Source organism: Occallatibacter sp., assembly GCF_035317045.1.
Classification (GTDB): domain Bacteria; phylum Acidobacteriota; class Terriglobia; order Terriglobales; family Acidobacteriaceae; genus Telmatobacter.
This window is the reverse complement of the sequence record NZ_DATHHT010000024.1, coordinates 97,485-119,814: the sequence shown is the minus strand read 5'-3', so window position 1 is coordinate 119,814 and position 22,330 is coordinate 97,485. Positions and strand designations below refer to the sequence as shown.

19 protein-coding genes are annotated in these 22,330 nt (G+C 58.8%); 14 read left to right on the top strand and 5 right to left on the bottom strand.

Annotated features, from left to right (window positions below; translation table 11 throughout):
• Positions 1 to 56: 56 nt before the first annotated feature.
• Positions 57 to 1,280 (top strand): serine hydrolase domain-containing protein, encoded by a 1,224-nt coding sequence (locus VK574_RS11385; protein ID WP_472799974.1) that lies wholly within the window; start codon positions 57 to 59, stop codon positions 1,278 to 1,280.
• 215 nt (positions 1,281 to 1,495) lie between these two features.
• Here the strand turns inward: VK574_RS11385 and VK574_RS11380 are convergent, their stop codons facing one another.
• From VK574_RS11380 to ppk1, 3 genes are all read right to left on the bottom strand, one after another.
• Positions 1,496 to 1,669 (bottom strand): hypothetical protein, encoded by a 174-nt coding sequence (locus VK574_RS11380; RefSeq protein WP_472799973.1) that lies wholly within the window; start codon positions 1,667 to 1,669, stop codon positions 1,496 to 1,498.
• A 190-nt stretch (positions 1,670 to 1,859) separates the two neighbouring features.
• Positions 1,860 to 2,609 (bottom strand): pentapeptide repeat-containing protein, encoded by a 750-nt coding sequence (locus VK574_RS11375; protein ID WP_472799972.1) that lies wholly within the window; start codon positions 2,607 to 2,609, stop codon positions 1,860 to 1,862.
• A gap of 43 nt (positions 2,610 to 2,652) precedes the next feature.
• On the bottom strand, positions 2,653 to 4,812 hold the full coding sequence (ppk1, locus tag VK574_RS11370) for a polyphosphate kinase 1 (RefSeq protein WP_472799971.1): 2,160 nt from the start codon (positions 4,810 to 4,812) through the stop codon (positions 2,653 to 2,655).
• A 248-nt stretch (positions 4,813 to 5,060) separates the two neighbouring features.
• Between ppk1 and VK574_RS11365 the strand changes: the two genes are divergently transcribed.
• From VK574_RS11365 to VK574_RS11355, 3 genes are all read left to right on the top strand, one after another.
• Complete coding sequence (locus VK574_RS11365; RefSeq protein WP_472799970.1) at positions 5,061 to 5,738, top strand: hypothetical protein; 678 nt, start codon at positions 5,061 to 5,063, stop codon at positions 5,736 to 5,738.
• A 350-nt stretch (positions 5,739 to 6,088) separates the two neighbouring features.
• Positions 6,089 to 7,471: a TolC family protein gene (locus VK574_RS11360; RefSeq protein ID WP_472800102.1), complete on the top strand. Its 1,383-nt coding sequence runs from the start codon at positions 6,089 to 6,091 to the stop codon at positions 7,469 to 7,471.
• 1 nt (position 7,472) lies between these two features.
• Positions 7,473 to 8,705: an HlyD family secretion protein gene (locus VK574_RS11355; RefSeq protein ID WP_472799969.1), complete on the top strand. Its 1,233-nt coding sequence runs from the start codon at positions 7,473 to 7,475 to the stop codon at positions 8,703 to 8,705.
• Between the two features lie 87 nt (positions 8,706 to 8,792).
• Here the strand turns inward: VK574_RS11355 and VK574_RS11350 are convergent, their stop codons facing one another.
• Positions 8,793 to 9,677, bottom strand: a complete 885-nt coding sequence (locus tag VK574_RS11350; RefSeq protein WP_472799968.1) for a hypothetical protein — start codon at positions 9,675 to 9,677, stop codon at positions 8,793 to 8,795.
• 232 nt (positions 9,678 to 9,909) lie between these two features.
• Here VK574_RS11350 and VK574_RS11345 point away from each other — a divergent pair, with 232 nt between their 5' ends.
• From VK574_RS11345 to VK574_RS11335, 3 genes are all read left to right on the top strand, one after another.
• Positions 9,910 to 10,578, top strand: a complete 669-nt coding sequence (locus VK574_RS11345) for a metal-dependent transcriptional regulator (RefSeq protein ID WP_472799967.1) — start codon at positions 9,910 to 9,912, stop codon at positions 10,576 to 10,578.
• A gap of 62 nt (positions 10,579 to 10,640) precedes the next feature.
• Positions 10,641 to 11,999, top strand: coding sequence for an Nramp family divalent metal transporter (locus VK574_RS11340; RefSeq protein ID WP_472799966.1), 1,359 nt, complete (start codon positions 10,641 to 10,643; stop codon positions 11,997 to 11,999).
• Between the two features lie 157 nt (positions 12,000 to 12,156).
• On the top strand, positions 12,157 to 12,678 hold the full coding sequence (locus VK574_RS11335; protein ID WP_472799965.1) for a DUF1648 domain-containing protein: 522 nt from the start codon (positions 12,157 to 12,159) through the stop codon (positions 12,676 to 12,678).
• A gap of 371 nt (positions 12,679 to 13,049) precedes the next feature.
• On the opposite strand, the gene VK574_RS11330 is transcribed toward VK574_RS11335, so the two are convergent.
• Positions 13,050 to 13,325: a DUF4242 domain-containing protein gene (locus VK574_RS11330; protein WP_472799964.1), complete on the bottom strand. Its 276-nt coding sequence runs from the start codon at positions 13,323 to 13,325 to the stop codon at positions 13,050 to 13,052.
• A 117-nt stretch (positions 13,326 to 13,442) separates the two neighbouring features.
• On the opposite strand from VK574_RS11330, the gene VK574_RS11325 reads away from it, so the two are divergent.
• The 7 genes from VK574_RS11325 to VK574_RS11295 all read left to right on the top strand — a co-directional run bounded on the left by VK574_RS11325 (position 13,443) and on the right by VK574_RS11295 (position 22,323).
• Positions 13,443 to 13,964, top strand: a complete 522-nt coding sequence (locus VK574_RS11325) for a DUF2393 family protein (protein WP_472799963.1) — start codon at positions 13,443 to 13,445, stop codon at positions 13,962 to 13,964.
• A 255-nt stretch (positions 13,965 to 14,219) separates the two neighbouring features.
• Positions 14,220 to 15,170: an OmpA family protein gene (locus VK574_RS11320; RefSeq protein WP_472799962.1), complete on the top strand. Its 951-nt coding sequence runs from the start codon at positions 14,220 to 14,222 to the stop codon at positions 15,168 to 15,170.
• A 219-nt stretch (positions 15,171 to 15,389) separates the two neighbouring features.
• Positions 15,390 to 17,057, top strand: coding sequence for an NAD(P)H-hydrate dehydratase (locus VK574_RS11315; RefSeq protein WP_472799961.1), 1,668 nt, complete (start codon positions 15,390 to 15,392; stop codon positions 17,055 to 17,057).
• Positions 17,054 to 17,527, top strand: a complete 474-nt coding sequence (tsaE, locus tag VK574_RS11310; RefSeq protein ID WP_472799960.1) for a tRNA (adenosine(37)-N6)-threonylcarbamoyltransferase complex ATPase subunit type 1 TsaE — start codon at positions 17,054 to 17,056, stop codon at positions 17,525 to 17,527. Before VK574_RS11315 ends, tsaE begins: the two co-directional genes overlap by 4 nt.
• Positions 17,528 to 17,563: 36 nt before the next feature.
• Entirely contained in the window at positions 17,564 to 18,196 is a 633-nt protein-coding gene (locus VK574_RS11305) for a hypothetical protein (RefSeq protein ID WP_472799959.1), read from the top strand.
• Positions 18,197 to 18,212: 16 nt separating this feature from the next.
• On the top strand, positions 18,213 to 18,839 hold the full coding sequence (locus VK574_RS11300) for a cation transporter (protein WP_472799958.1): 627 nt from the start codon (positions 18,213 to 18,215) through the stop codon (positions 18,837 to 18,839).
• 88 nt (positions 18,840 to 18,927) lie between these two features.
• A complete protein-coding gene (locus tag VK574_RS11295; RefSeq protein WP_472799957.1) occupies positions 18,928 to 22,323 on the top strand; it encodes a S41 family peptidase in 3,396 nt (1,131 codons plus the stop codon).
• Positions 22,324 to 22,330: the final 7 nt, after the last annotated feature.

Genomic DNA, 22,330 nt, shown 5'->3' with positions numbered 1-22,330 from the left:
ACTATTATTTTATAGTAAATCTATAATCTGAGAGAGAGAGCAGGTAAGCATTTGAAATGAAAAGCGAAAACGAAATCAAATCGGTGTTGCAAAAGATCGTGGACGAGGGGCAGCTCGCCGGGGCGGCGACTCTCGTCTGGCGCGCCGATTCGAAAGACGGCGAAGCCCAAACCGTATGCGTGGGCTGGCGGGATGTCGAAGCCAATCTCCCCATCGAACGGGACACGATCTTCAGGATCGCCTCCATGACCAAGCCCATCACCTCTGTTGCCGCTCTCATGCTGGTCGAGGAAGGCCGGATCGCCCTGGCCGATCCTATTTCTCGCTTTGCCCCGGAGTTCTCGCATATGCGCGTTCTGCGTTCTCCCAACGGTCCCCTCGACGAGACGGATCCAGCGGAACGTCCGATTACGTTTGAAGATTTGTTGACCCATCGCGCCGGATTCACCTTGGCGGATTTCCATCGCGGCCCGATCGGCCAGGCATACCGCGATGCCCTTGGCGGCGAAATCGATAGTGACGTCGCGCCCGATGATTGGATCGCGAGTCTCGCGCAGCTACCATTGATCGGCCAGCCGGGGTCCGCAATGTATTACAGCTGCTCGACCGATCTGCTCGGATTTCTGATTGCGCGCATTGAGGGCGCGCCGCTCGGAGAAGTGATCAAGCGGCGTATTTTCGATTCGCTGGGCATGACGGACACAAGTTTCCTTGTCCCCCGGGAAAAGCGAACCCGCCGCGCGGCTGCGTATGGATTCGATGAAGAGGGCTGCCTGACCAAACTTGTTACCAGGAGCGGCGTCTTCGTCGCGGAACGGCCAGACGATATGGTCTTCGAATCCGGCGCTGCCGGATTGTGGTCCACGTTAGATGACTATCTGAAATTCGCGCGGCTCTTCCTGGGTGACGGCAGCGTGGAGAGCGTAAGGCTCCTTCGTCCCGCGACACTCGCCGCGATGATGAGTAATCAATTGACGGATAGCCAGCGCGCAAACTCGGTATTGCTCGGACAAAAACCCTTTGCCGTCGGCCGAGGATTTGGCCTGGGCGTCTCCGTCGTCCTTGAGACAGACAAAGCCGACTTCATGCGGCGTGGCAGTCCGGGCACGGTCAGTTGGCCCGGTGCATTCGGAGGTTGGTGGCAGGCCGATCCCGCGGAGGGTTCGGTGATGATCTTCCTGGCTCACAACATGGTCGATCTTGCGCAGATGGGCAAGGGTATCGGTCTTGGCGTGTGGGGCGCCATCGACACGTTTCAAACTCTGGCATTGGCTTCGTAACCTTAGTGGTCGGCGTGACGTGAAGTGAACGCGATGGCGCGATCGTGCTGGCGGACGCTCCTTCAGCTTCGGATGTTGTGTACGTTCGCAGTTGTCGAGCAGTAGACGGACGTCGAGATCAGGGCCGATCGACTGTTCGATACGACTCAGAGTGCAGTTATTTCAGAAGCAGCAGACCTGGGCAGCCGCGGGCCTGGGCGCTATGAAATCAAATTTCAACTGCCGCCGGGCGGTGCCGCCTCCGCTGCAAGGTTGTCGATCGCTCCGGCAATACACCTTTTCAAATCGGTAACGATTTTGCCGCCTTTTCCGGGGTAGATTGTGTGCTCGAGGATATACAAGGTGCTTTTAAGTATCTCTATGACGTTCAATGGAATTTCATAGGGCATGATCTATCACCATTTTCTAAATTTAGATTTAAAGAAACTCAACTCAATCTATTCAAAGTTTGGATGCTGAGGGGTCCGTGTGGGTTTACAGGGACGTGCATTCACGCGAGGCGATACTGCTGTCTGCAATGTCGGTTGGCTGACAGATTCGCCGGGCAACCTTGTGGGGTTGATGCGAAACGCATGCAACTCAATTGGCTGCATTGGCGTTCTCGATGGCTCCGCTTTTCAGTGCCCATTCGCGGAATCCTGCGGGAGCGTTCTTCACGCCGGCGATGTTGGCTGATTTGATGTTGGCAATCTGCTGCCATGCGATGGACTGCAAGTCGGCATTGCGCAGATCCGCGGAGGAGAGGTCGACGCCGTCAAGTTTCGCGCCGTCGAGATTGGTGCCGACGAGGTCAGTATCGCTCATGTTTGCGTTAGAGAGCACGGCACCCTCGAGATGGCTGCCACGGAAATTGGCGAAGTGCAGATTGGCATACTCGAGATGGGCAAGGCGCAGGCCGCTGCCGCGCAAGTCGGCGGCGCTGAGGTCTGCGCGCAGAAGGTTTGCGTGCTCGAGGTGGATGCCCTGCAGAAATGCCGTCGAAGCGTCAACGCCGACGAGCGGAACTTTATCGGTATTCAACTCCTGGAGCGCTTCGATGCGTCCGCCGCTGCCACCCTTGCCCTGGGCGGTGTTGATGACCTGCCAAGCCTGGTAGTGCCTCTGCTTGATGCGGTCGCCGGACTCGCTGAAGTAGAAGATGACGCCGATGAGGACGGAGAGGCTACCGAGGTATTCGAGGACTTCAAGGAAGCTCCAGCGGCTGAGTCCGTAGGCGGTCCACTCCAACAGCCATTCGATGCGGCGCAAGGGGAGAAGCCAGCGGTGTTTGAAGTCGCCCTGGATGGTTTTCCACGCGGCGGGACGGCGGGTCGTTCTGCGCGCAATCATGTATTCCTTCGGAACGCTAAACGATGCAAATGCTCAAGGATCTTCAGTCGGCGGCGTTGGCGGGTTCTGACGGCGTTTTTGGGGGGCGCCTGGCGGGCGGAGTGAAGGGCTTGATTTTCGGAAGCGCGCTCATATCGACTTTGCCTTCGGCGAGCTTCATCAGGAAGTCCTGGGCGGAGAAGGGCTGGGTGTCTTTGGGGGCGGAGGCGCGGCTATAAGTTCCGTCCGATTGCTGGATGCGGGCCTTGACGGTGTCGGCGAGGTAGGCGGGGAGAATCTCGTCGTGAATGCGGGCCTTGACGGCGGCATCGCGAACGGGGAAGACCACTTCGCAGCGTTCGAAGAGATTGCGGGGCATCCAGTCGGCTGAGCCGAGATAGATTTCGTCGTCGCCGCCGTTGGCGAAGTGGTAGATGCGCGAGTGCTCAAGGAAGCGGCCGACGATGGAGCGGACACGGATGTGGCTGGAGAGGTCTTTAACGCCGGGGCGAAGGATGGAGAGGCCGCGGATGATCAGATCGATTTCGACACCGGCGTTGGAAGCGTCATAGAGAGCCTCGATGACACTAGGCTCGAGAAGCGCATTCATCTTGGCGACGATGTGTGCGGGACGGCCAGCTCGGGCATGTTCCATTTCGCGTCGGATGAGGCCGAGGAAACTTTCGGCCATGGTGAGCGGGGCGACGAGGAGCGGGCGGTAGTCGTCGATCTCGGCGTGGGCGGTGAGGTAGTTGAAGACCATGTGCACGCGCTCGGTGATCTGCGGATCGCAGGTGAGCAGGCTCAAGTCGGTGTAGAAGCGTGCGGTGATGGGGTTGTAGTTGCCCGTGCCGAGATGACAGTAGCGGCGGGTGACTCCGTCTTCGTCGCGGCGGACGAGCAGGGCGAGCTTGCAGTGCGTCTTGAGCCCGACGACGCCGTGGAAGACCTGGACGCCGGCATCTTCCATGCTGCGTGCCCAGCGGATGTTGGAGGCTTCGTCGAAGCGGGCCATGAGCTCGACGACGAGAGTGGCCTCCTTGGTGGCGGCGGCCTCAATGAGCGCGGAGAAGACGGGCGAATCCTGGCTGGTGCGATAGAGCGTCTGCTTCATGCTGACGACGGCGGGATCTTCGGCACCCTGCTGGATGAAATCGACTACCGAATCATAGGAGTCGAAGGGATGGTGGAGCACGATATCGTGCTGGCGCAGCTCGTCGAAGATGTTGGTTGACTTCCGGCTCAGGTGCAGCGGTTTGGGCGTGAAGGGGGGGAACTTGAGGTCGGGGCGCTGGATGTCGCTATAGAAAAACATCAGGCGCGAGAGATTGACAGGACCGTCGCCGCGGAAGACCTGGTCTTCGTCGAGTTCGAAGTTGACGCGCAGGCGTTCGACGATTTCGGGGTCTGCACCGGTTTCGATTTCGAGGCGCACGGCATCGCCTTTTCTGCGGTTGTGGAGCTCGACGCGAATGGTCTCGAGCAGAGAGCGCGCTTCTTCTTCTTCGAAGTAGAGGTTGGAATTGCGAGTGACGCGGAAGGCGGTGCGCGATTGCACTTCGTAGCCGCGATACATGCCGCTGAGATTTTGCGCGATCAATTCCTGGAGCAAGAGGTAGTCGAATTTGCCGTCTTCGGCGGGGAGGCGGACGAAGCGGGGCAGAGCGCGAGGGACAGTGACTACGCCGAGGACTTGCGGGCCGGAGCTTTTACGCTTGCGGCGAAGCAGCAGGGCGAGACAGAGCGCCTTATTCAGAACTCGAGGGAAGGGGTGGGCGGGATCGATGGCGATGGGGGTGAGGAGGGGGTCGACTTCACGCTGAAAGTAAGCCTGAGCGTAGGCGCGGGCTTCTTCATCGAGCTCTTCCCACTCCATCAGGCGGATGCCCTGCTTGCGCAGTTCGGGCAGCAGCGAATCGTTCCAGCAATGGTATTGCCCATCGACGAAGGTGTGAATTTCGGAGGTCAGGGAGGCGAGCGACTCGTCGGGGCGGAGGCCGTCGTAGCCCTGTTCGCGGTAGCCGTCTTCAATGCGCTGCATGAGGCCGGCCTGGCGGATTTCCACATATTCGTCGAGATTGGAGCCAGTGATGGCTAGAAATTTGACCCGTTCGAGGAGGGGATTGGACGGGTCTTCAGCTTCTTCAAGGACGCGGCGGTTGAACTGCATCCAGGAGTGATCGCGTCCGGTGAAAAGTTTTTGTTTTTGCTTTGTTCTGGCCATGGGCGTGAGTCGAACCGTGTTGGCAAGTCTACAGCGTTTTGCAGGGAAACTGGAATGGGCAGTGCGGGTTTGTCCTGACGATCATGGTTACAGGAAGGGGCTTCACGGGATGTTAAAGGGATGCAAAAAGGAAGGAGATGCGGGTCGAAGGCGGATGTCAATTGGATTGACCCGAGACAGGCGTCGGGTGGAGGATAGAGATTCGGTGGTCCCTGCTTTATCCCCCCCAAAAATGAGGAGTTCTCAAGATGAATAGCAAAGACGGCTTGATTCCCCAGCAGCCGATTCCGGCTGGAGTCGAAGAGTTTTCGAAAAAGGTGAGCAGCCTGCTTGACGGGAGGCCGAAGGACGAAGAGACGGTCAATCGAACTCTGGAAGGCATGGATGATCTGCTGGACACGATTGCGGCCGGGCTTTACAGCATGGCGTCGATGCTGGTGGGCGAGGGTGAAGACAGCATCGGACTGGTAGAGACTGCGGTGGCGCGGACGGATATCTCGTCGCGCGGCGACGCCGGGGAATCGCGGCGCAACAGCAGGAAGGCACTCTGTACGGCCGCGATAGAACTGATTGCCGAGCGGAAGCCGGGAAGCCTGGCGGCGCCGGAGGGCCTGGAACATGCTGCGACCTGTATTGAGGACGACGATCTGGAGTCGGCCGGAATTTCGCGCGAAGAACTGGAGCACATGCTGGCGGGACCGAACCGGGAGAGCGTGAAGAAGTGGATTGAGAGCCTGGGGACGCCAACTCGCGTGATTTTTGTTCTGCGCGCCGTGGCGGGGCTTACCGCGGACGAGACAGCGGCGCTGCTCGCAGGACACGGGGGGCTGCGCGCCGTGGGATGGAATGCGGAGGCTGTGCGGGAGATCTTCCGGCAGGGTTTATGCTCGCTGGCTTCGCAACTGATTCACGCAACAACGAGATAAAGCAAGGAAGTGAACAGTGGACAGTGAACATTGCCGGGATCGTGAACTGGAGACGCTGACACTTCCGATTCTCGACTGCAGCGTTTCCCGACCACCCGCTCGTCAGGTTCTGACCACTGACTACTGTCCATTGTGCACTGCCCACTGATCATTGACCACGGACCACTGTTCACTGCTTTTGTTTCGGTACACTAGATAAAGAACCTGCCTGCCCGAATCGGGCATCTATTGGAGTGCAAACAACTTTCCGGCGGATTTTCGAGCCAGGATTTTCAAAAAGACGGTCGATGTCCTCAGATCATTGTAGGAAGTACCCAAACAATTTTTGTAGTTATGCAACATTGGCGCTGATGGTGGGAGCCGCAGCGGCTTCGCAGGCGCTTGCGCAGCAATTGCCTACACAGATACCGGGAACGAGCACAGGGCCAACAGCACAGAGTTTTCAAGGAAGTGTGGCCACAGGGCAGGCAACGGGACAGACGATTGATCTTTCGCTGGACGAGGCGATTCAGCGGGGCCTCAAAAATAACCTGGGCGCAATTCTCAGCGGGACGCAGACGGCGTCAGCGCGGGCGCAGCGGTTGAGCCAGCTGCAGTCGTTGTTGCCGGATGTGGAATTTAATGCGCACGAGGCCGTGTCGCAGGTGGACCTGGCGGCGGAAGGTTTGCGGATTCCGGGTTTTCCCACGATCATCGGCCCGTTCGGCTATACGGATCTGCGGGCATCGCTGAGCTGGTCGCTGGTGGATTTGAAGTCGCTACGGACGTATATGGCTGCGAAACACCAATTCAAGTCGGCGGAGCTTACCGCCCAGGATGCACGGGACCTGGTGGTGCTGACGGTGGGCAACGCCTACATGCTGGTGCTGGCCGACCAGGGGCGCGTGGAGAGTTACCAGGCGCAGGTGGCGACGGCGAAGGTTTCACTGGACCAGGCCAGTGCGAATCATGACGCGGGAACGGCACCGCGGTTGGATGTGCTGCGAGCCCAGGTGGACTATCAATCGCTTGAGCAGCAGTTAATCGTGGCGCAGAACAGCCTGGAGAAGGATAAGCTGGCGCTGGCGCGGGCAATCGGATTGCCGCTGGAGCAGAAGTTCAACCTGTCGGACAAGGCGCCTTACGCAGTATTCGACAAGCTTGATGTGGATGCGACGATCAAGCAGGCTCATGCGAATCGCAAGGACCTGGCCGCCATGCTGGAGCAGACCAGGGCGTATGAAGAGCAGCGCAAGGCAGCGACGGCGGATCGCTATCCGACGGTCAAGTTTGATGGAGATTTCGGCGACATCGGCGTGAATGTTCGGCATTCGCACGAAACCGGCGATGCGCAGGGCACATTGAGTGTGCCGGTATTCAAGGAATATGGGCTGCGGGGCGAGGCACAGGTTGCACAATCGCAACTGGACACGCAGAAGGCGCAGTTGAGCGATTTGAATGCCCAGGTAGACGCGGATGTGCGCGATGCACTGCTGGATATTGAGGCGGCGCAGAAGCAGGTTGAGGTTGCACGTTCGAGCGTGGATCTTGCAACGGAAGCATTGAGCGAGGCACAACAGCGCTACGTCAACGGCGTGAGCGACAACCTGGCAGTGAGTCAGGCACAGCAGTCGGTGGCGCAGGCGAATGATCAATATGTGTCCAGCCTCTATCGCGATAACGTGGCCAAACTGAGTTTGGTGCGAGCGCTGGGAGCGGGGCAGGACTACTCGAAATATCTTGGAGGGAAGTAACGTGGCGGATACAACCACAACAACAGCGCCGACGCCTCGGGACGAGAGCACCGAAGTGACGCAGCCCCCTTCTCGGCGCAAGGGAATCATCATCGTAGTGGTGGTGATCCTGGTGCTGGTAGGGCTTGGCTTCTGGTGGCACTCCACCTACTACGAAGACACGGACGATGCGCAAATCAATGGGCACCTGATCCAGATCAGCGCGCGCATCGCTGGACAGGTGGTCCACGTCGATGTGAATGAGAACCAGCTGGTCAAAGCGGGCGATGCTATCGCAGAGCTCGATCCGCGGGATTATCAAGTCGCGGTGGAGAATGCGCAGGCGGCACTGGATAGCGCGAAGGCAGCGGCGGCGGCGGCGAATGTGAATGTGCCGATCACAACGATCAACACCGGCAGCAACCTGAGTTCGGCTGGAGCGGATGTGAGCGCGTCGACTGCGTCGATTTCGCAGGCACAACAGCAACTGGCAGCGGCGCATGCGCAGGTAGTGCAGGCGGAAGCGAACGCTTTGAAGGCGCAGCAGGATCTTGACCGCTACAAGCCGCTGGTCGAGAAGGACGTGATCAGCAAGCAGCAGTACGATGCGGCCGTGGCTGCTTCGGATGCGGCGAAGGCGAATGTCGACAATGCGCATGCCACCGAGCGAGCCGCAGGGGATGCCGTGCGGGTGGCCAATGACAAGGCCGCGCAGGCGCAGGCGCAATACAAGTATGCGGAGACCGGGCCGCAGCAGGTAGCGGCGCAGTCGGCCCGTGCCAAGCAGGCCCTGGCGCAGGTGGCACAAGCGCAGGCGCAGCTCGACCAGGCGAATCTGAATCTGAGCTACTGCAAGATTGTGGCGCCGGCGGCGGGGATCATCACGCGGAAGAGCGTGGAGATCAACCAGAACGTATCGACGGGACAGAACCTGCTGACGCTGGTTTCGCTGGAAGACTTGTGGGTCACGGCGAACTTCAAAGAGACGCAGTTGAAGCACATGTCGAAGGACCAGCATGTGGAGATCAGCGTCGACGCGACAGGCAAGAGCTACGACGGACACATCTCGCAGATCGGCGGAGCGACGGGTTCAGTACTTTCTCTGTTTCCGCCGGAGAATGCGACGGGCAACTACGTGAAGGTAGTGCAGCGGCTGCCAGTCAGGATCGACTTCGACGATCTGAACAAGGAAGATTCGAACCACGCGCTGCGCCCGGGGTTGAGCGTAGAGCCGAAGGTGCGGGTGAAGCAGTAGAACAGTTTTCAGTATTCAGTTGTCAGTTTTTGGTTGAGCCAGCTCTTCGAGTAATCGGGGAGCTGGTTTGTTTTGGTCGGAATGAAGCTATGCAGCGGGGGGTGGTGGCGGAGGAGGCGGTGGCGGCATTCTTACCCCGACCATGGACTTGAATTCATCGGGCAGGCTCAATCGCGAAGGAGGTGCAGGTGCGTGCGGATGGGTGATTGTGTCTTCCGAATGGCGGATCGCGATTGCTTTGTCGATGGTGTCTCTTGCTTTGGCCAGGTCCGCGGCCCTTGCGCTTCTGTCGGTGCAATGGGTACCCGCGCGCAATTGATAGACCAACGACAAATACGAGAGGGAATCACTATCTTTGGGGTCGGCTGCGTGAGCGCGGTCGAGATGCTCGACGGCCTCACTGAGCAGAGGGTCGTTTACCGTTGCGATCGATTTGCACGTGGCGAGGCCGGCGCGCGGATAGCCACCTCCCACGGAAAGGTGAACCTGCTTGAGGCGTTCGGAGGCGTTCCTGAAGGCGATGAACCAGTCGATTGCTCCGACTTGATAATCAGCGTCGAAGTCGCGGGGCTCGGCCGCGAGAATGCGGAGCTCGATTTCTTTCGCCTTTTCGCTTTGACCGAAATTGAGATAAACACTGGAAAGCGCAGAGAGCGCGAAGCCGTCGTTTGGTTCGAGGGCAAGGACGCCATTCAGCGTTTCGACGGCTGCCTGCGCGGCTTTCAGGTTATCGGGAGACTGGACGCCGGGCACGACCGATTCACTTTGCGCAAAGGCCAGGTAGAGAAGAGCCTGGGCCTTGGAAGGTTCCATTTGTACGGCGCGCTGAAAATGTTCCGTTGCTTCTTCGTATCTGTTGTTGGCGACGGCCTCGAGTCCGAGGCGTTCTTCGTTGTCAAAGGGTGCGGTGGTAGTGCTGCTCTGGGCGCATAGCGCGACGCCGGAAAGGGCAGCGGCCGCAATGATCAGCAAGGAGACCGCGCAGTGCCTCGTGTCATGGATTGTGCAGCGTTCGGAAAGTTGGGTGTTGCAGTTTCGACGGATCATCGCGCCTTTCGCTTGTTCGGGTGGTGTGCTCTCGGGGGTGCAGGCATTGTGGCACCTGGTGGAGAAGTGGCGCAACAGAATCTGCTATACAGGCTCGCTCGCCGGATGAATCAGCCTGCCGGAACGAGGAAAGCATGTATTGTGGATGGGGACAACGATGAAAGACGCGATTCAGGTATCGAAAGAGAATTATTTGAAGGCCATCCTGGAGGCTGAGGCCGAGGGACACCAGGTGATCCCGGCGACGCTGGCGCATTGGCTGGAGGTTTCGGCGCCGGCGGTCACGATGGCACTGAAGCGGCTGCGGCGGGATGGTTATGTCGAAATGACCGAAGACGGAATCGTACGGCTGACCGAGGCCGGGCAGGAGACCGCCTATCGGACGGCGCTGCGGCATCACCTGATCGAGCGGATGCTGACCGAAGTTTTCGGGATGGCATGGTACGAGATTCACGACGAGGCTGAGCGGCTGGAGCATGCCGTGTCGCCGGCGTTTGAGGCAAAGCTGAAAGAAAAGCTGGGCGAGGGCGGGGCGTGCCCGCATGGCAATTCGGTGTTGCCCGTCAAGCCGGAGGAGCGTAAGAAGCGGGGAGAGGTTCCCCTCTCGGAAGCTCAAGCAGGGGAGCGATACCAGGTGATTAGCCTGCAGGAGCGAGATTCCCAATTGCTGTTGTTTCTGCATCGTATGGGTATTGGGCCGAACAAGAGCTTGCGTGTTTTGAGCCAGAATTACGATCAAACTGTTTCGATTGAGTTGCCTACGGGGAATTCAATTCTCGGTAGACCAGCGGCGGAGGCAGTCTGGCTGCGCCCGGAAATACCCTAAGTAATCAGAAGTAAGAAAAACATATTAACTATGATTAACATGTGGCATACTGGAGGACAGTAGTGCCGCGGGCTGTTCCCCCTTTTGCCTCTATGGCCACAGAGACTCCCAATCCCATCGGGCTCCATGAGCCTTCGTTGCCAGAGGTGCATGCGAGCGTTCGCATATCGCGATCGCCGCATTACTGGCGACGGCTGCTGGGCTTTCTGGGACCGGGATTCCTGATTTCGGTCGGCTACATGGACCCGGGAAACTGGGCAACCGATATCGCTGGTGGATCACGGTTCGGGTACACGCTGCTATTTGTGATCATGCTGTCGAACCTGATGGCGATCCTGCTGCAAAGTCTGGCTTTGAAGCTGGGAGTAGCCACAGAGCGCGACCTGGCGCAGTTGTGCCACGAGGAGTACCGGCGGTGGGTCAGCCTCTCGCTCTGGATTGGGGCGGAGATCGCGATTGCCGCGTGCGACCTGGCCGAGGTGATCGGATCTGCGATCGCGCTGGAATTGCTCTTCCACATTCCGCTGTTTTATGGCGTGCTGATTACAGGACTGGACGTGCTGGTGATCCTGTTGCTGCAGCGCTGGGGCTTCCGCTATGTTGAGGCGCTGGTGATCGCCCTGATCGGGACGATCATTGCGATGTTTGGCGTGCAGATGTTTCTGTCGAAGCCGGAGTACTGGCCGGTGATACGCAATCTGTTGATACCGTCGGCTTCGATTCTCACCAATCCCTCCATGCTGTATATCGCGATCGGAATTCTCGGCGCTACGGTGATGCCGCACAATCTTTACCTCCACTCCTCGATTGTGCAGAGCCGGCGCTATGAACGCACGCCAGAGGGAAAGCGCGAGGCGATCCACATGGCGAATGTGGATTCCGCGCTGGCGCTGACGCTGGCCCTGTTTGTGAACGCGTCGATCTTGATTGTGGCGGCAGCCGTGTTTTATCGCAGCGGTCACTTTGATGTTGCGGCGATCCAGGATGCCTACAAGCTGCTGAGCCCGCTGTTGGGTGCCGGATTTGCGAGTACGCTGTTTGCGGTGGCGCTCCTTGCCTCCGGGCAGAACTCTTCGATCACAGGGACGCTTGCCGGGCAGATTGTGATGGAGGGGTTTGTTCATCTCAAACTATCGCCCTGGTTGCGCAGGCTGATTACGCGTAGCCTGGCCATCATCCCGACCATCATCGTCGTGGCGATCACGGGCGAACGCGGGACGGAGAAGCTGCTGATCCTGAGCCAGGTGATCTTGTCGCTGCAATTAAGCTTTGCCGTGGTCCCGCTGGTGATCTTCACGGGAGACCGCGCGAAGATGGGCGAGTTTGTGAATGCGCGGTGGCTCAAAGCGCTGGCTTGGAGCACGGCGGTTGTGATTGCAGGGCTGAACGCGTGGCTGCTGGTGGAGACGATCAAGGGGTAAAGCGCTGCGGGCAAGGAAGAGGAAGTAAAAAGCAGGGGGTAGTATCGGACGGGTCAGCGCGGGGTGAGATCGGCGCCCCAGGATCGAAGTCGGAGTGCGGGCTACTCGTCGCGGAATGATGTATCGTTTCGGTGGTTGCGAGTGAAAGAGGTCTGGCATGCGCAAGATGTTGGAAGCGATTTGTCTTGGGTTGCTGGCGGTTTTGTTCTGGACGTCATATTCAGCGTTGAATGGTCCGGAGCGTTTGCCGGACAGAATTCCGACGCATTTCGATATTTCCGGGCAGCCGAATGCGTGGGGGGCGCCGGGGTTTCTCTGGTTTTTGCCGTTGGTCGGGACAGGGCTGTATATGCTGCTGACGGTTCTGGGCAGCATCCGCTATCGGCGGTACAACCTTCCAGTGCGGGTGACGGAGGCGAATTTACCGTTTATCCAGGATCAAACCATCATCATGGTGGCCTGGATCAAGTGCGAGATGCTGTGCCTGTTTGCTTACCTGGAGTGGTCGATTATCCAGTCTGCGCGCAATGGAACATTTCGACTTTCGCCGATGCTGATTCCCGTATTCCTGGTGGTGATTTTCTCGACCGTTGGATGGAATCTCGCGGCGCTGATCCGCGGCGCAAAGCAGCGCGCGGAATCGTCAGATACCGGTCGTCCTATGGAGAACAGTCGATAGGAAGCGTCCGCTCAGAGGCAGAATAGGGCGGGGCGCCGGGGAGCTAGAAGATCCAGACGCTGGCCAGCATCGTAACCATCGCGGCGACCGTGACGACCTGGTAAACCAGGTCCTCTTTGCGGCGGGGCCGGATTGAGACTGCGGAGGGGGAGGAATGCATATGTGTTACCTTTCCACAAACCGCGGCGCAATCAAACGTCGCGGGGGCCCGGAGTACGTTCTCCTATTTAGATTCAATTCGATTGAGTTGTGAATCAACCAAAAGTGCTAGGGGTTCGGTTACGCACGTCACATTAAGCCACGCGCGCAGCCGCGGCCGCCGATTGGTAGCGTGTTCAGCAACATGGCGAGGGACCGGGAACAGATAATTGCTAGGCTTCGGCAGTTGTGGGATCGATGATGGACTTTACTTCGGCGACGGAATTGGCGGGAAATCCGCCCTGGATGGCGTGCTCGCGAACGAGTTGCTCATTCGGTGCGATGTAGATGCAGTAGATCTTGTCGCCGGTGACGTAGCTGTGGACCCACTGAATCTCGGGACCGAGTCTGCGCAGGACTCCGCAGGATGTCTGGGAGATGGCTTGCAACTGTTCGGGTGTAAAGCTTCCGGCGCCGGGAAGTTCGCGCTCGATGACGTACTTGGGCATGGAACCTCCGTTGGAGAGCAGCAAGATCCGGTCGCGCCAGTGTATCCGTTCCAACTGGAGGAATGGAATCCCTTGCAAAGGATGAAAGCGAGAGCGGGCAAGGTGTAGAATCCGCTCGTGAGTACCGGTCCCCAACTCGTTCCTCCCGTGGAGCCGCGCGAGCGAAACTGGTTGCCGATGGCGATTTCCGCTGTGGCGGTTTTGGTCGTTGCGGCGATCATTGTTTTCATGATGGAGCGCGGAAGAGGTGCGGCGACGGTTACGCCGATTTCTGCTGCTCCCGATCCCTATGCTGCGAACCTGCCGGTCACCAACCTTGTAATGAGCGAATCGGGCAACCTTGCGGGCGGAAAAGTCACCTATCTCGACGCCCATCTGACGAATACCGGGAATAAGACAGTTTCGGGAGTGCAGGCCCAGGTGCTTTTCAGGAACGCAGCGAATGAAGTGGCGCAGAACGAAACGCATCCGCTGAAGTTGATAAGGACGCGTGAACCCTATGTCGACCTGGAACCGGTGTCGGCTGCGCCATTGCGTCCGGGCGAGGGACAGGATTTCCGATTGATTTTCGACACGGTGACGCCGGACTGGAACGGCGCGTACCCGGAAATCCGGATCGTTCACGTCGACGCAAAGTAATGAGCGCGCCCCATTTACTCGGTAAGTCTTACCGCTGGTTGTAAAAATTACTTTCTTGTTACCCCAAACAGGCAAATCATATCCAAGTTCTTTATGGGAAGATTTACTTGTAAAGTTATTAAATTGAATGATTTGCCTGTTTTTTGAATATAGAGAAGCGTTTTGGCATCCCCCATGCAATATGTGAGAGCGAGCAGACCACCTGCTCACCGCAGATTTGATCGCGGCAACCGCAGATCAGGGGTTAGAGAAAAAATGAAAAACCAAATTAGAGCACGAATACTGTTTCCGAGTCAGGTAGCAATTCTTGCATTGGCTTCGGCGATCGCGATCCCCGCGATGGCTCAGACGCAGCCCGACAATTCCCAGAGTGCGCCGGCGGCCGCACAGCAGGCGCCGACCTCGACTCCCCCGGCAACGGTGACGCAGCCCATTCCGCAAGACAAAGAAGGATTCTGGGGCCGCGTCAATCCGATGGCTCGCAAGAAGTGGGTGAAGAAGCGGATCGATCCTATCAACGATCGCCTCACCGAGCTCGACCAGGTGAATGCGAAGAACGCCTCGGACATCAAGGACGTCGATGCTCGTGCGACGGCCGGCATCAAGAGGGCGCAGGACTCGGCCGATTCGGCGAACCAGGTGGCTACCCAAGCCGACGATCAGGCGAAGAAGGCTAACCAGACAGCAATGACGGCTTCGGGTCACGTTGACTCGCTGAATACGACCGTCAGCGGCCTAGACACCTACAAGCCGATCAGCGACGTTGAAGTGCCGTTCCGCGGTGGCAGCCCGATGCTGTCGAAGGACGCGAAGGCAAAGCTTGATGACATGGCGAAGAGCCTCGAAGGTCATCAGGGCTACATCATCGAAATCGAAGCTCGTTCGCCGGGTGCAGGGGCAGCCGGTATCGCGAGCTCCCAGCGCGAGGCCGCAGCAGTTCAGCGCTACCTCGTAACGGAACATGAAATTCCCGTCTACCGTATGCACTCAGTGGCTCTCGGCAATGCCGTGATCACGGAACCGACCACCGATGTGGCAAGCAACAATCCTCCGGCCGACCAGACAGCGCCGAAGCCTGTCGCCAGCCATCATCGTGAGCGGGTACCCAGCACTGTGCACATCAAGTTGATGGAAAACAGTTTGGCGGCCCAGGGCTCCACATCCCCCCATGGTATGGCGTCCTCGACCGGTGCGGTGCAGCAGTAATGCTGAGTAGCCACCCCCCTGAGGCTCCCTTCCGCGCCGACGGCTACCCCGCCGTTGGCCGCCAATAGACCTCTCGCAACACGAGAGAACCAAGGCAACTTGGCCCCCGTTAATGACGGGGGCCGTTTTTTTTGTGTTTTCAGTTGCTAACCAGCCAGGTCGCAGCTCAAAGAGACATGCAACGAATGCGTCGCTGGTCCTCGCGATAGGATGGTTGCGATGAAGGTTCTTAGCGCGGAGGAGATGCAGACGTGCGATCGTGTGACGACGGAGCGCTACGGCGTGCCGTCGATCGAGCTGATGCGCGCGGCTTCGGCAGCGGTGGACGCCTTTACGCGGGAACAGTTTCCGCGAGCGCGACGGGTGACGGTGCTGTGCGGCCGAGGAAACAACGGCGGAGACGGGATGATGGCGGCGCGGCTCCTTTCCAAGGCCGGGCTGGAAGTGACGACGCTGCTGCTTGGCTCGCAATACGAGCTCAAGGGCGATGCGGCGACAGCGTGGCGCGAACTGAGTGTTTCTGCGAACCGGTATTTGTACGAGGTGAACTCGGCGGCGGAGCTGAAGGCGCATCGTGCGGCGCTTGATACAGATCTCATCATTGATGCGGTGCTAGGGACGGGATTCAAACCGCCCATGAAGGGGATGGCCCTGGCTGCGATGGAATGGGCAAGCGCGAGCGATGCGCCGTTTCTCTCGGTGGATCTGCCATCCGGCTGGCCTGCGGACGCGACAAGCAGCAGGGTCGCAGAGGCTACGTTTCCTTCTGATGCAGTGATTACATTTACGGCGCCGAAGCTTGCGCATGTTTTTGGCGAGTTGACGAGGCGTTGGGATCAGCCGGTTGTGGTGGCGCCGATTGGGTCTCCGGAAGAAGCGATTGTTTCCGAGCTGGGATTGAGTTGGGCGGGCGCTTCGCATGCGCTGGTGGAGCAACCGCGTGCAACGGATTCAAACAAGGGAAAGTATGGTCACGTGCTGGTGATTGGCGGGTCGGTGGGGAAGTCGGGCGCGCCGGCGATGACTTCGATGTCTGCATTGCGGGCCGGGGCGGGGCTGGTGACGGCTGCCGTGCCAAGTTCGATTGTGGGGCAGGTGTCGGGATTTGCGCCGGAGCTGATGACACAGCCGATGTTGGCGAGTCCGACCGGAGAGATCGCGAGCAAGGGTGTCACAGCGCAGCAATTTCAAAAGCTGATTGAGCGCAAGACGGTGATCGCAGTTGGGCCGGGACTGGGGCAGGGGCCGGGAGTGGAGATTCTGTTGGAGGCGGTTCTCTCGGATACAAAGATGCCGATCGTTATTGATGCCGATGGACTAAACACCCTGGCTGCCAATCCGTTTTTGATGGAGAAGCTGACCGAGGTCGCGAGAGCAGGGCGAACGGTGGTGTTGACGCCGCACCCTGGAGAAATGGCACGGCTATCCGGAAAGAGTGTTGAAGAAATTCAGGTAGATCGTCTCGAAACGGCTCGGGAGTTTGTACGCACGCACGGTGTGACTCTGGTGTTGAAGGGATCACGCACGCTCGTCACTCATCCTGACGGGCGCGTAGCGGTGAATACTTCGGGCAATCCAGGAATGGCGAAGGGCGGCAGCGGTGATCTGCTGACCGGCGTGATCGCCGGGCTGCTGGCGCAGTTCAAAGACGATGTTGCGCGCGCAGTGGAGGCGGCGGTTTATTTGCATGGGTTTGCTGCCGATCTTGCGGTTTGCGATACGGATGAGCGTTCTTTGCTTGCCACCGACAGCTTGAAATATTTCTCTCGTTCGTTTCAGTTTCGTCCTTTGCGCTTTTCGAAAGGCCACCAGAAAGGGTATGTTTGGTTGCAGGGGCTGCACGCCGCGGGCTGTACGGGTGTGCGCTCCGCCGAGGCAACGGAATGAGCAAGGAATCCCCAGTCGCCGAAGGGCGGATTCACGAATTCGTAACAAAGAGCGGCGCCGACACGGTGGAAGTGGGGCGCAAGCTGGTGAATCTACTTCGGCCGCCCCAGTTGCTGATTCTGCGGGGCGATTTGGGTACGGGCAAGACGACGCTGGTGAAAGGAATTGCGCAGGCGCTTGACGCCGCGGAGCCCGACGAAGTGACGAGTCCCACTTTCACACTGCTGCATGAGTATGATGGCTCGCGCGAGGGCAAGCCGGTGAAGCTGTTTCATCTAGATGTGTACCGGCTGGAGGGCGAACGGCAACTGGAGACACTGGGGCTGGATGAATTGCTCACGCCAGATGCGTTGGTGCTGGTGGAGTGGGGCGAGAAGTTCAAGAGCATTCGCAAGAAAGCCACGGGCGAAATATCGATTGCATCGGCGGGTGGCGACGCGCGCAAGATCTCGGTGACGCTGAAGGAATAGCAGACCGCTGTGCGCGATCGACAGAGAGGTGGAAGGATGCAGCTGACTTTCTTGAAGTTGGGTCTTCCGTTCGTTGTTGTCGCGACGCTGGTGTCAGGTCAGCAGGGAAAACCCGCGTCGACGCAGCAACCCACGCAGCAGAGTGCGGCGAAGCAATCCTCTGCGGCAGGCGTGCAAGCGAAGGCCGCCCATGAGACGAAAGTGCATCATCGAGTGGTGCGGAAGAGAAATGCTAAAGCTTCTCATCGCAATGGGGCGAAGCGGGCGCCGTATCGTCCTGAATATTCGGAGCACTCTGTACAGGTGATTAACGGAACCTCGACAAAGCAAGTTGTGTTCAACGAAGAGAAGAAGCCCGTTGGAGCCGATAAGGGTGAGTCCGCGCAGATGAAGGTTGAAGTCGTGAACGGCACTTCATCGGACACGCAATATTTCTACGCGGGCAATGGACAAGGTGAACAGAACGAAGCGGTGTCGAAGAGGCCGGTTGTGGTTGGTATTCAATCGAGCGATACGCGTGCTGTCGGCGGAAGCAAGCATCCGGTCGTTACCGGCATTACTGCAGCGGAGCCGGGCGATGCGAAGAGCGTGAACAGCGGCGGACAGAAGGTAACAACCGGAGTCGCTCCGCAGCCGAAGCGGCCGGAATACCAGCCGGAGACGCATTAGATTCCGAGCCTTCCTTATGCAATTGGATATTCCAGATACATGTTGCGGATCGTGCGCGACGGATGTTGCGCTGCCGCGTCAGGTCGCGTGGCTGCAGTGGATCACGCTGGCGTGGATGGCGCTGGAGTGCGTAGCGTCGTTGTGGGCCGCGGCGCAATCGCATAGTGTGGCACTGCTGGCTTTTGGGTCGGACAGCCTGGTGGAGATGCTGTCGGCGACAGTGGTGTTGCTGCAGTTTTTGCCGCGATTCCCTTTGAAGAAAATGTATGCGGACAGGGCGGCGGCGGCGCTATTGCTTGCACTGGCGGTGGTGGTGGTGTGCATTGCGTGGCTGGGGCGCGCAAGGCCAATGGAGACGAGTTGCGTCGGCATTGGCGTTACGGCTGTGGCGCTGGTCGTAATGCCGGTGCTGGCGTGGATGAAGCGGAGGCAGGCGCGGCGCATGAACAATCGTGCGCTGGCCGCGGATGCTCTGCAATCCGCGACGTGCGCGTATATGGCAGGCGTGACGCTCGCGGGATTGGCTATTTATGCAGTGTGGCAGATTCGCTGGGTGGATACCGTGGCGGCGCTTGTGGCGGTGCCATTGCTGATCGTTGAGGGTCGGCGCGCGTGGCGGGGCGAGGGTTGCGGGTGCGCTTGATTGCGTTACGGGACTTTTCGGAAGGCATGTGGGTAGAACGGGTTGTAAGATGTTGGCTATCCTGCAGTAGCCCTCCCGGAGGATCCTGATGCGTGCGTTGCGCCTGCCTTTGACAGCTTGCCTTGCTGTTTTCCTGATTGCAATTGGAGTCGTTGTTGAACCGGCCGGAACACGCGCGGCCACGAAACCACATATCTTTCAGCATCCCGCGTTGAGCAAGGATCTGATTGCGTTTGGATACGCAGGAGATCTGTGGACGGTGCCGCGCGCGGGTGGTGTCGCTCGGCGGCTTACGACGGGCGTTGGCATCGAGACCGATCCGGTGTTCTCACCCGACGGCAGCATGATTGCGTTTACCGGCGACTACGACGGGAACACGGATGTGTTTACGATTCCTGCAGAGGGCGGCATTCCTTTTCGCGTGACGTATCATCCCGCGGCGGATTTTGCGGTGGCGTGGACGGCGGATGGGAAGAACATCGTGTTTCGCTCGACGCGGATTTCGCAAAGTCGCTATACGCAGCTCTATGAAGTGCCGGTCAAGGGCGGAATTGCGAAACCGCTGCCATTGCCCATGGCATACCAGGGTCAGTTTTCGCCGGATGGGAAAGAGATTGCGTATTCGCCGCTGCCGGTTGCCTATGGATTCGACTACATGTCGTATGTGTCGTGGGGAAACTATCACGGCGGGCGCGCGAGCACGATTTGGATCACGACGCTGCCGGGGTTGGAGTCTGTAGAGATTCCACACGAGACTTCGTCTGACTTTTCGCCGGTGTATGCAGGTGGGATGATTTTCTTTCTTTCGGCGCGCAAGGGCAAGGCGACGATTTACAAGTACGATTCGGCGTCGAAGGCTGTGACGCAGGCTCTGGTGAATGACGGGCCGGATATTCGTTCGATGCACGGCGAGGGCGACACGCTGGTGTACGACCGGTTGGGCGAGATTTATCTCTACGACACCAAGGCGGGAACGAGCAAGCTGGTGCCGATCGAGATCGATGCGGATTTGCCGGAGGTGCGAGCGCGGATCGAGGGTGTGGGCGATGAGCTGGAGAATGCCGCAATTTCGCCGACTGGCGTGCGCGCTGCGATTGAAGCGCATGGTGACATCTTCACTGTGGCAGCGAAGCATGGGCCCACGCGGGATATCACGCACACGCCGGGAGCGATGGAGAGGGAACCGGCGTGGTCTCCGGATGGACAGTCGATTGCGTACTTCTCAGATGAGTCTGGGCTGTATCAGTTGCACGTGGCGCCGCAGACAGGCGATGCGGTGGCGGGAGCTCCGGCGGTGAAGAAATTTGCGCTTGCGACTGAGCCGGCGTACTACTTCGACGCAAAGTGGTCGCCGGATTCTAAGAGGATTGTGTTTTATGACAATCGGCTGAAGACATACCTACTCGATACGACGACAGGCAAGCTGACAGTGATCAACGACAAGGATGCGTATGGAGGATTTTCGAGCAGCACGTTTGACTTTGCGTGGTCGCCGGACTCGAAGTGGATTGCATATCCGCGGTCGATGGAAAACCACTTGCATGCGATCTTCCTGTACTCGGTGGATTCGGGGCAGTCGACTCAGGTAACGAGCGAGATGGGCGACTCGCGCGAGCCGGCGTTTGATCGCGACGGGAAGTATCTCTTCTTCATCACGAGCACGAATGAGGGCGCGACGTCGGACGGGCTCGACATGACGAGCGATCTCTATCAGGTGACGTCGAACATCTATGCGCTGACATTGGCGGTGGATACGGCGTCGCCGATTGCGCCTGAGATGGATGACGAGAAGACTCCTGCAGAAGAAAAGGCAGAGGGCAAGAAGAGCGACGACAAGGGCGCTGATGCGAAGGAAAGCAGCGGCGACGAGAAGGCGCATGCCAAGCCTCCAGCCAAGCCGGTGAAGGTGGATCTGGATGGCATCGAACAGCGGATTGTGGCATTGCCGCTGCCCACGAGTGTCTACGAGAGCGTGACGGGCGGGCTCAAGGGAAGTATCTACTTCACCGAGAGGCCGGAGTCGGGCAGGTTTGGAGATCGTGGCGCGACGCTGAGCCGCTGGACGGCGGAAGATCGCAAGACTGAGAAGCTTGCGGAGCATGTTGAGAAGTTCGAACTTTCGGCGAATGGCGAGAAGATGCTGCTGTCGCTTGGGCATTCGCGGCCGGATGGTGGTGAGCCGCCTCCGGGAGGCGGACCGAAGCCCACATGGGTGATTGTGCCGGCCAATGCCCCGGTGAAAGCGGGGGAGGGCGCGTTGTCGTTTGCGGATGTAAAGATGCGCGTGGAGCCTCATGCCGAATGGGCGCAGATGTATCACGAGGTTTGGCGAATCGAGCGCGCGTTTTTCTACGATTCGAATTTCCATGGGACGAACACAGTGGCAGATGAGAAGAAGTACGAGCCTTACGTGGAGTCGATCGCATCGCGCGCGGATTTGAACTACATCTTCCAGGAGATGCTGAGTGCATTCTCGGTGGGACATCTGCGCGGGAATGGTGGGCACATTCCAGACGCGGCGCATGTGCCGGGCGGCTTGCTGGGAGCGGACTACGAGATCAAGAACAATCGCTACTGCATCGCAAAGATCTACACGGGCGGTGAGTTCAATCCGCGGGAGAAGGGGCCGCTGGCGCAGCCGGGGCTGAATGTGAAGGTGAGCGACTGCATTCTCGATATCAATGGGCAGGAACTGACGGCGGATATGGATATCCAGCAGCCGCTTGAGGGAACCGCTGGTAAGGTGATCAGCATTCGCATCGCGGGAGAAGATGGAAAGCCGCGCGATATTTCGGTGACTCCGATTGCTAGCGAAGCGGCACTGCGGAATGTCGACTGGATTGAGGGCAACCAGAAGAAAGTGGATCAGCTCTCGGGCGGCAAACTCGCTTATGTGTATCTGCCGGATACGGGCGCGGGCGGGTTTACGAATTTCAATCGCTACTACTTTGCGCAGATGAACAAGCAGGGAGCGGTGATCGACGAGCGGTTCAACGGCGGCGGGCAGGTGGCCGATTACTTTATTGAAGTGCTGGGGCGGCACATCGAGTCGTACTGGGCGCCGCGGTATGGCAAGGTCGAGCACACGCCGAATGCGGGCATCTATGGGCCGAAGGTAATGATCGCGAATGAATTCTCAGGATCGGGCGGCGATGCGCTGCCGTGGTTGTTCAAGCAGGCGAAGCTCGGTTCGCTTGTGGGCAAGAGGACGTGGGGCGGCCTGGTGGGCATCTCTGCCATCCCGGTGCTGATGGATGGCGGACACGTGACGTCGCCGAGTGTGGCGTTCTTTTCGCCGAAGGGCGAGTGGGACGTGGAGAATCATGGAGTCGAGCCGGATTACGCAGTGGAGCAGGATCCAAAGGCCGTGAGTGAAGGGCACGATCCGCAGTTGGAGAAGGCGGTTTCGCTGGCGATGGAGGAGTTGGGGAAGACGCCACAGCTGGAAGTGCGGAAGCCGGCGTATCCGAATTATCACAAGTGAGCCGAAT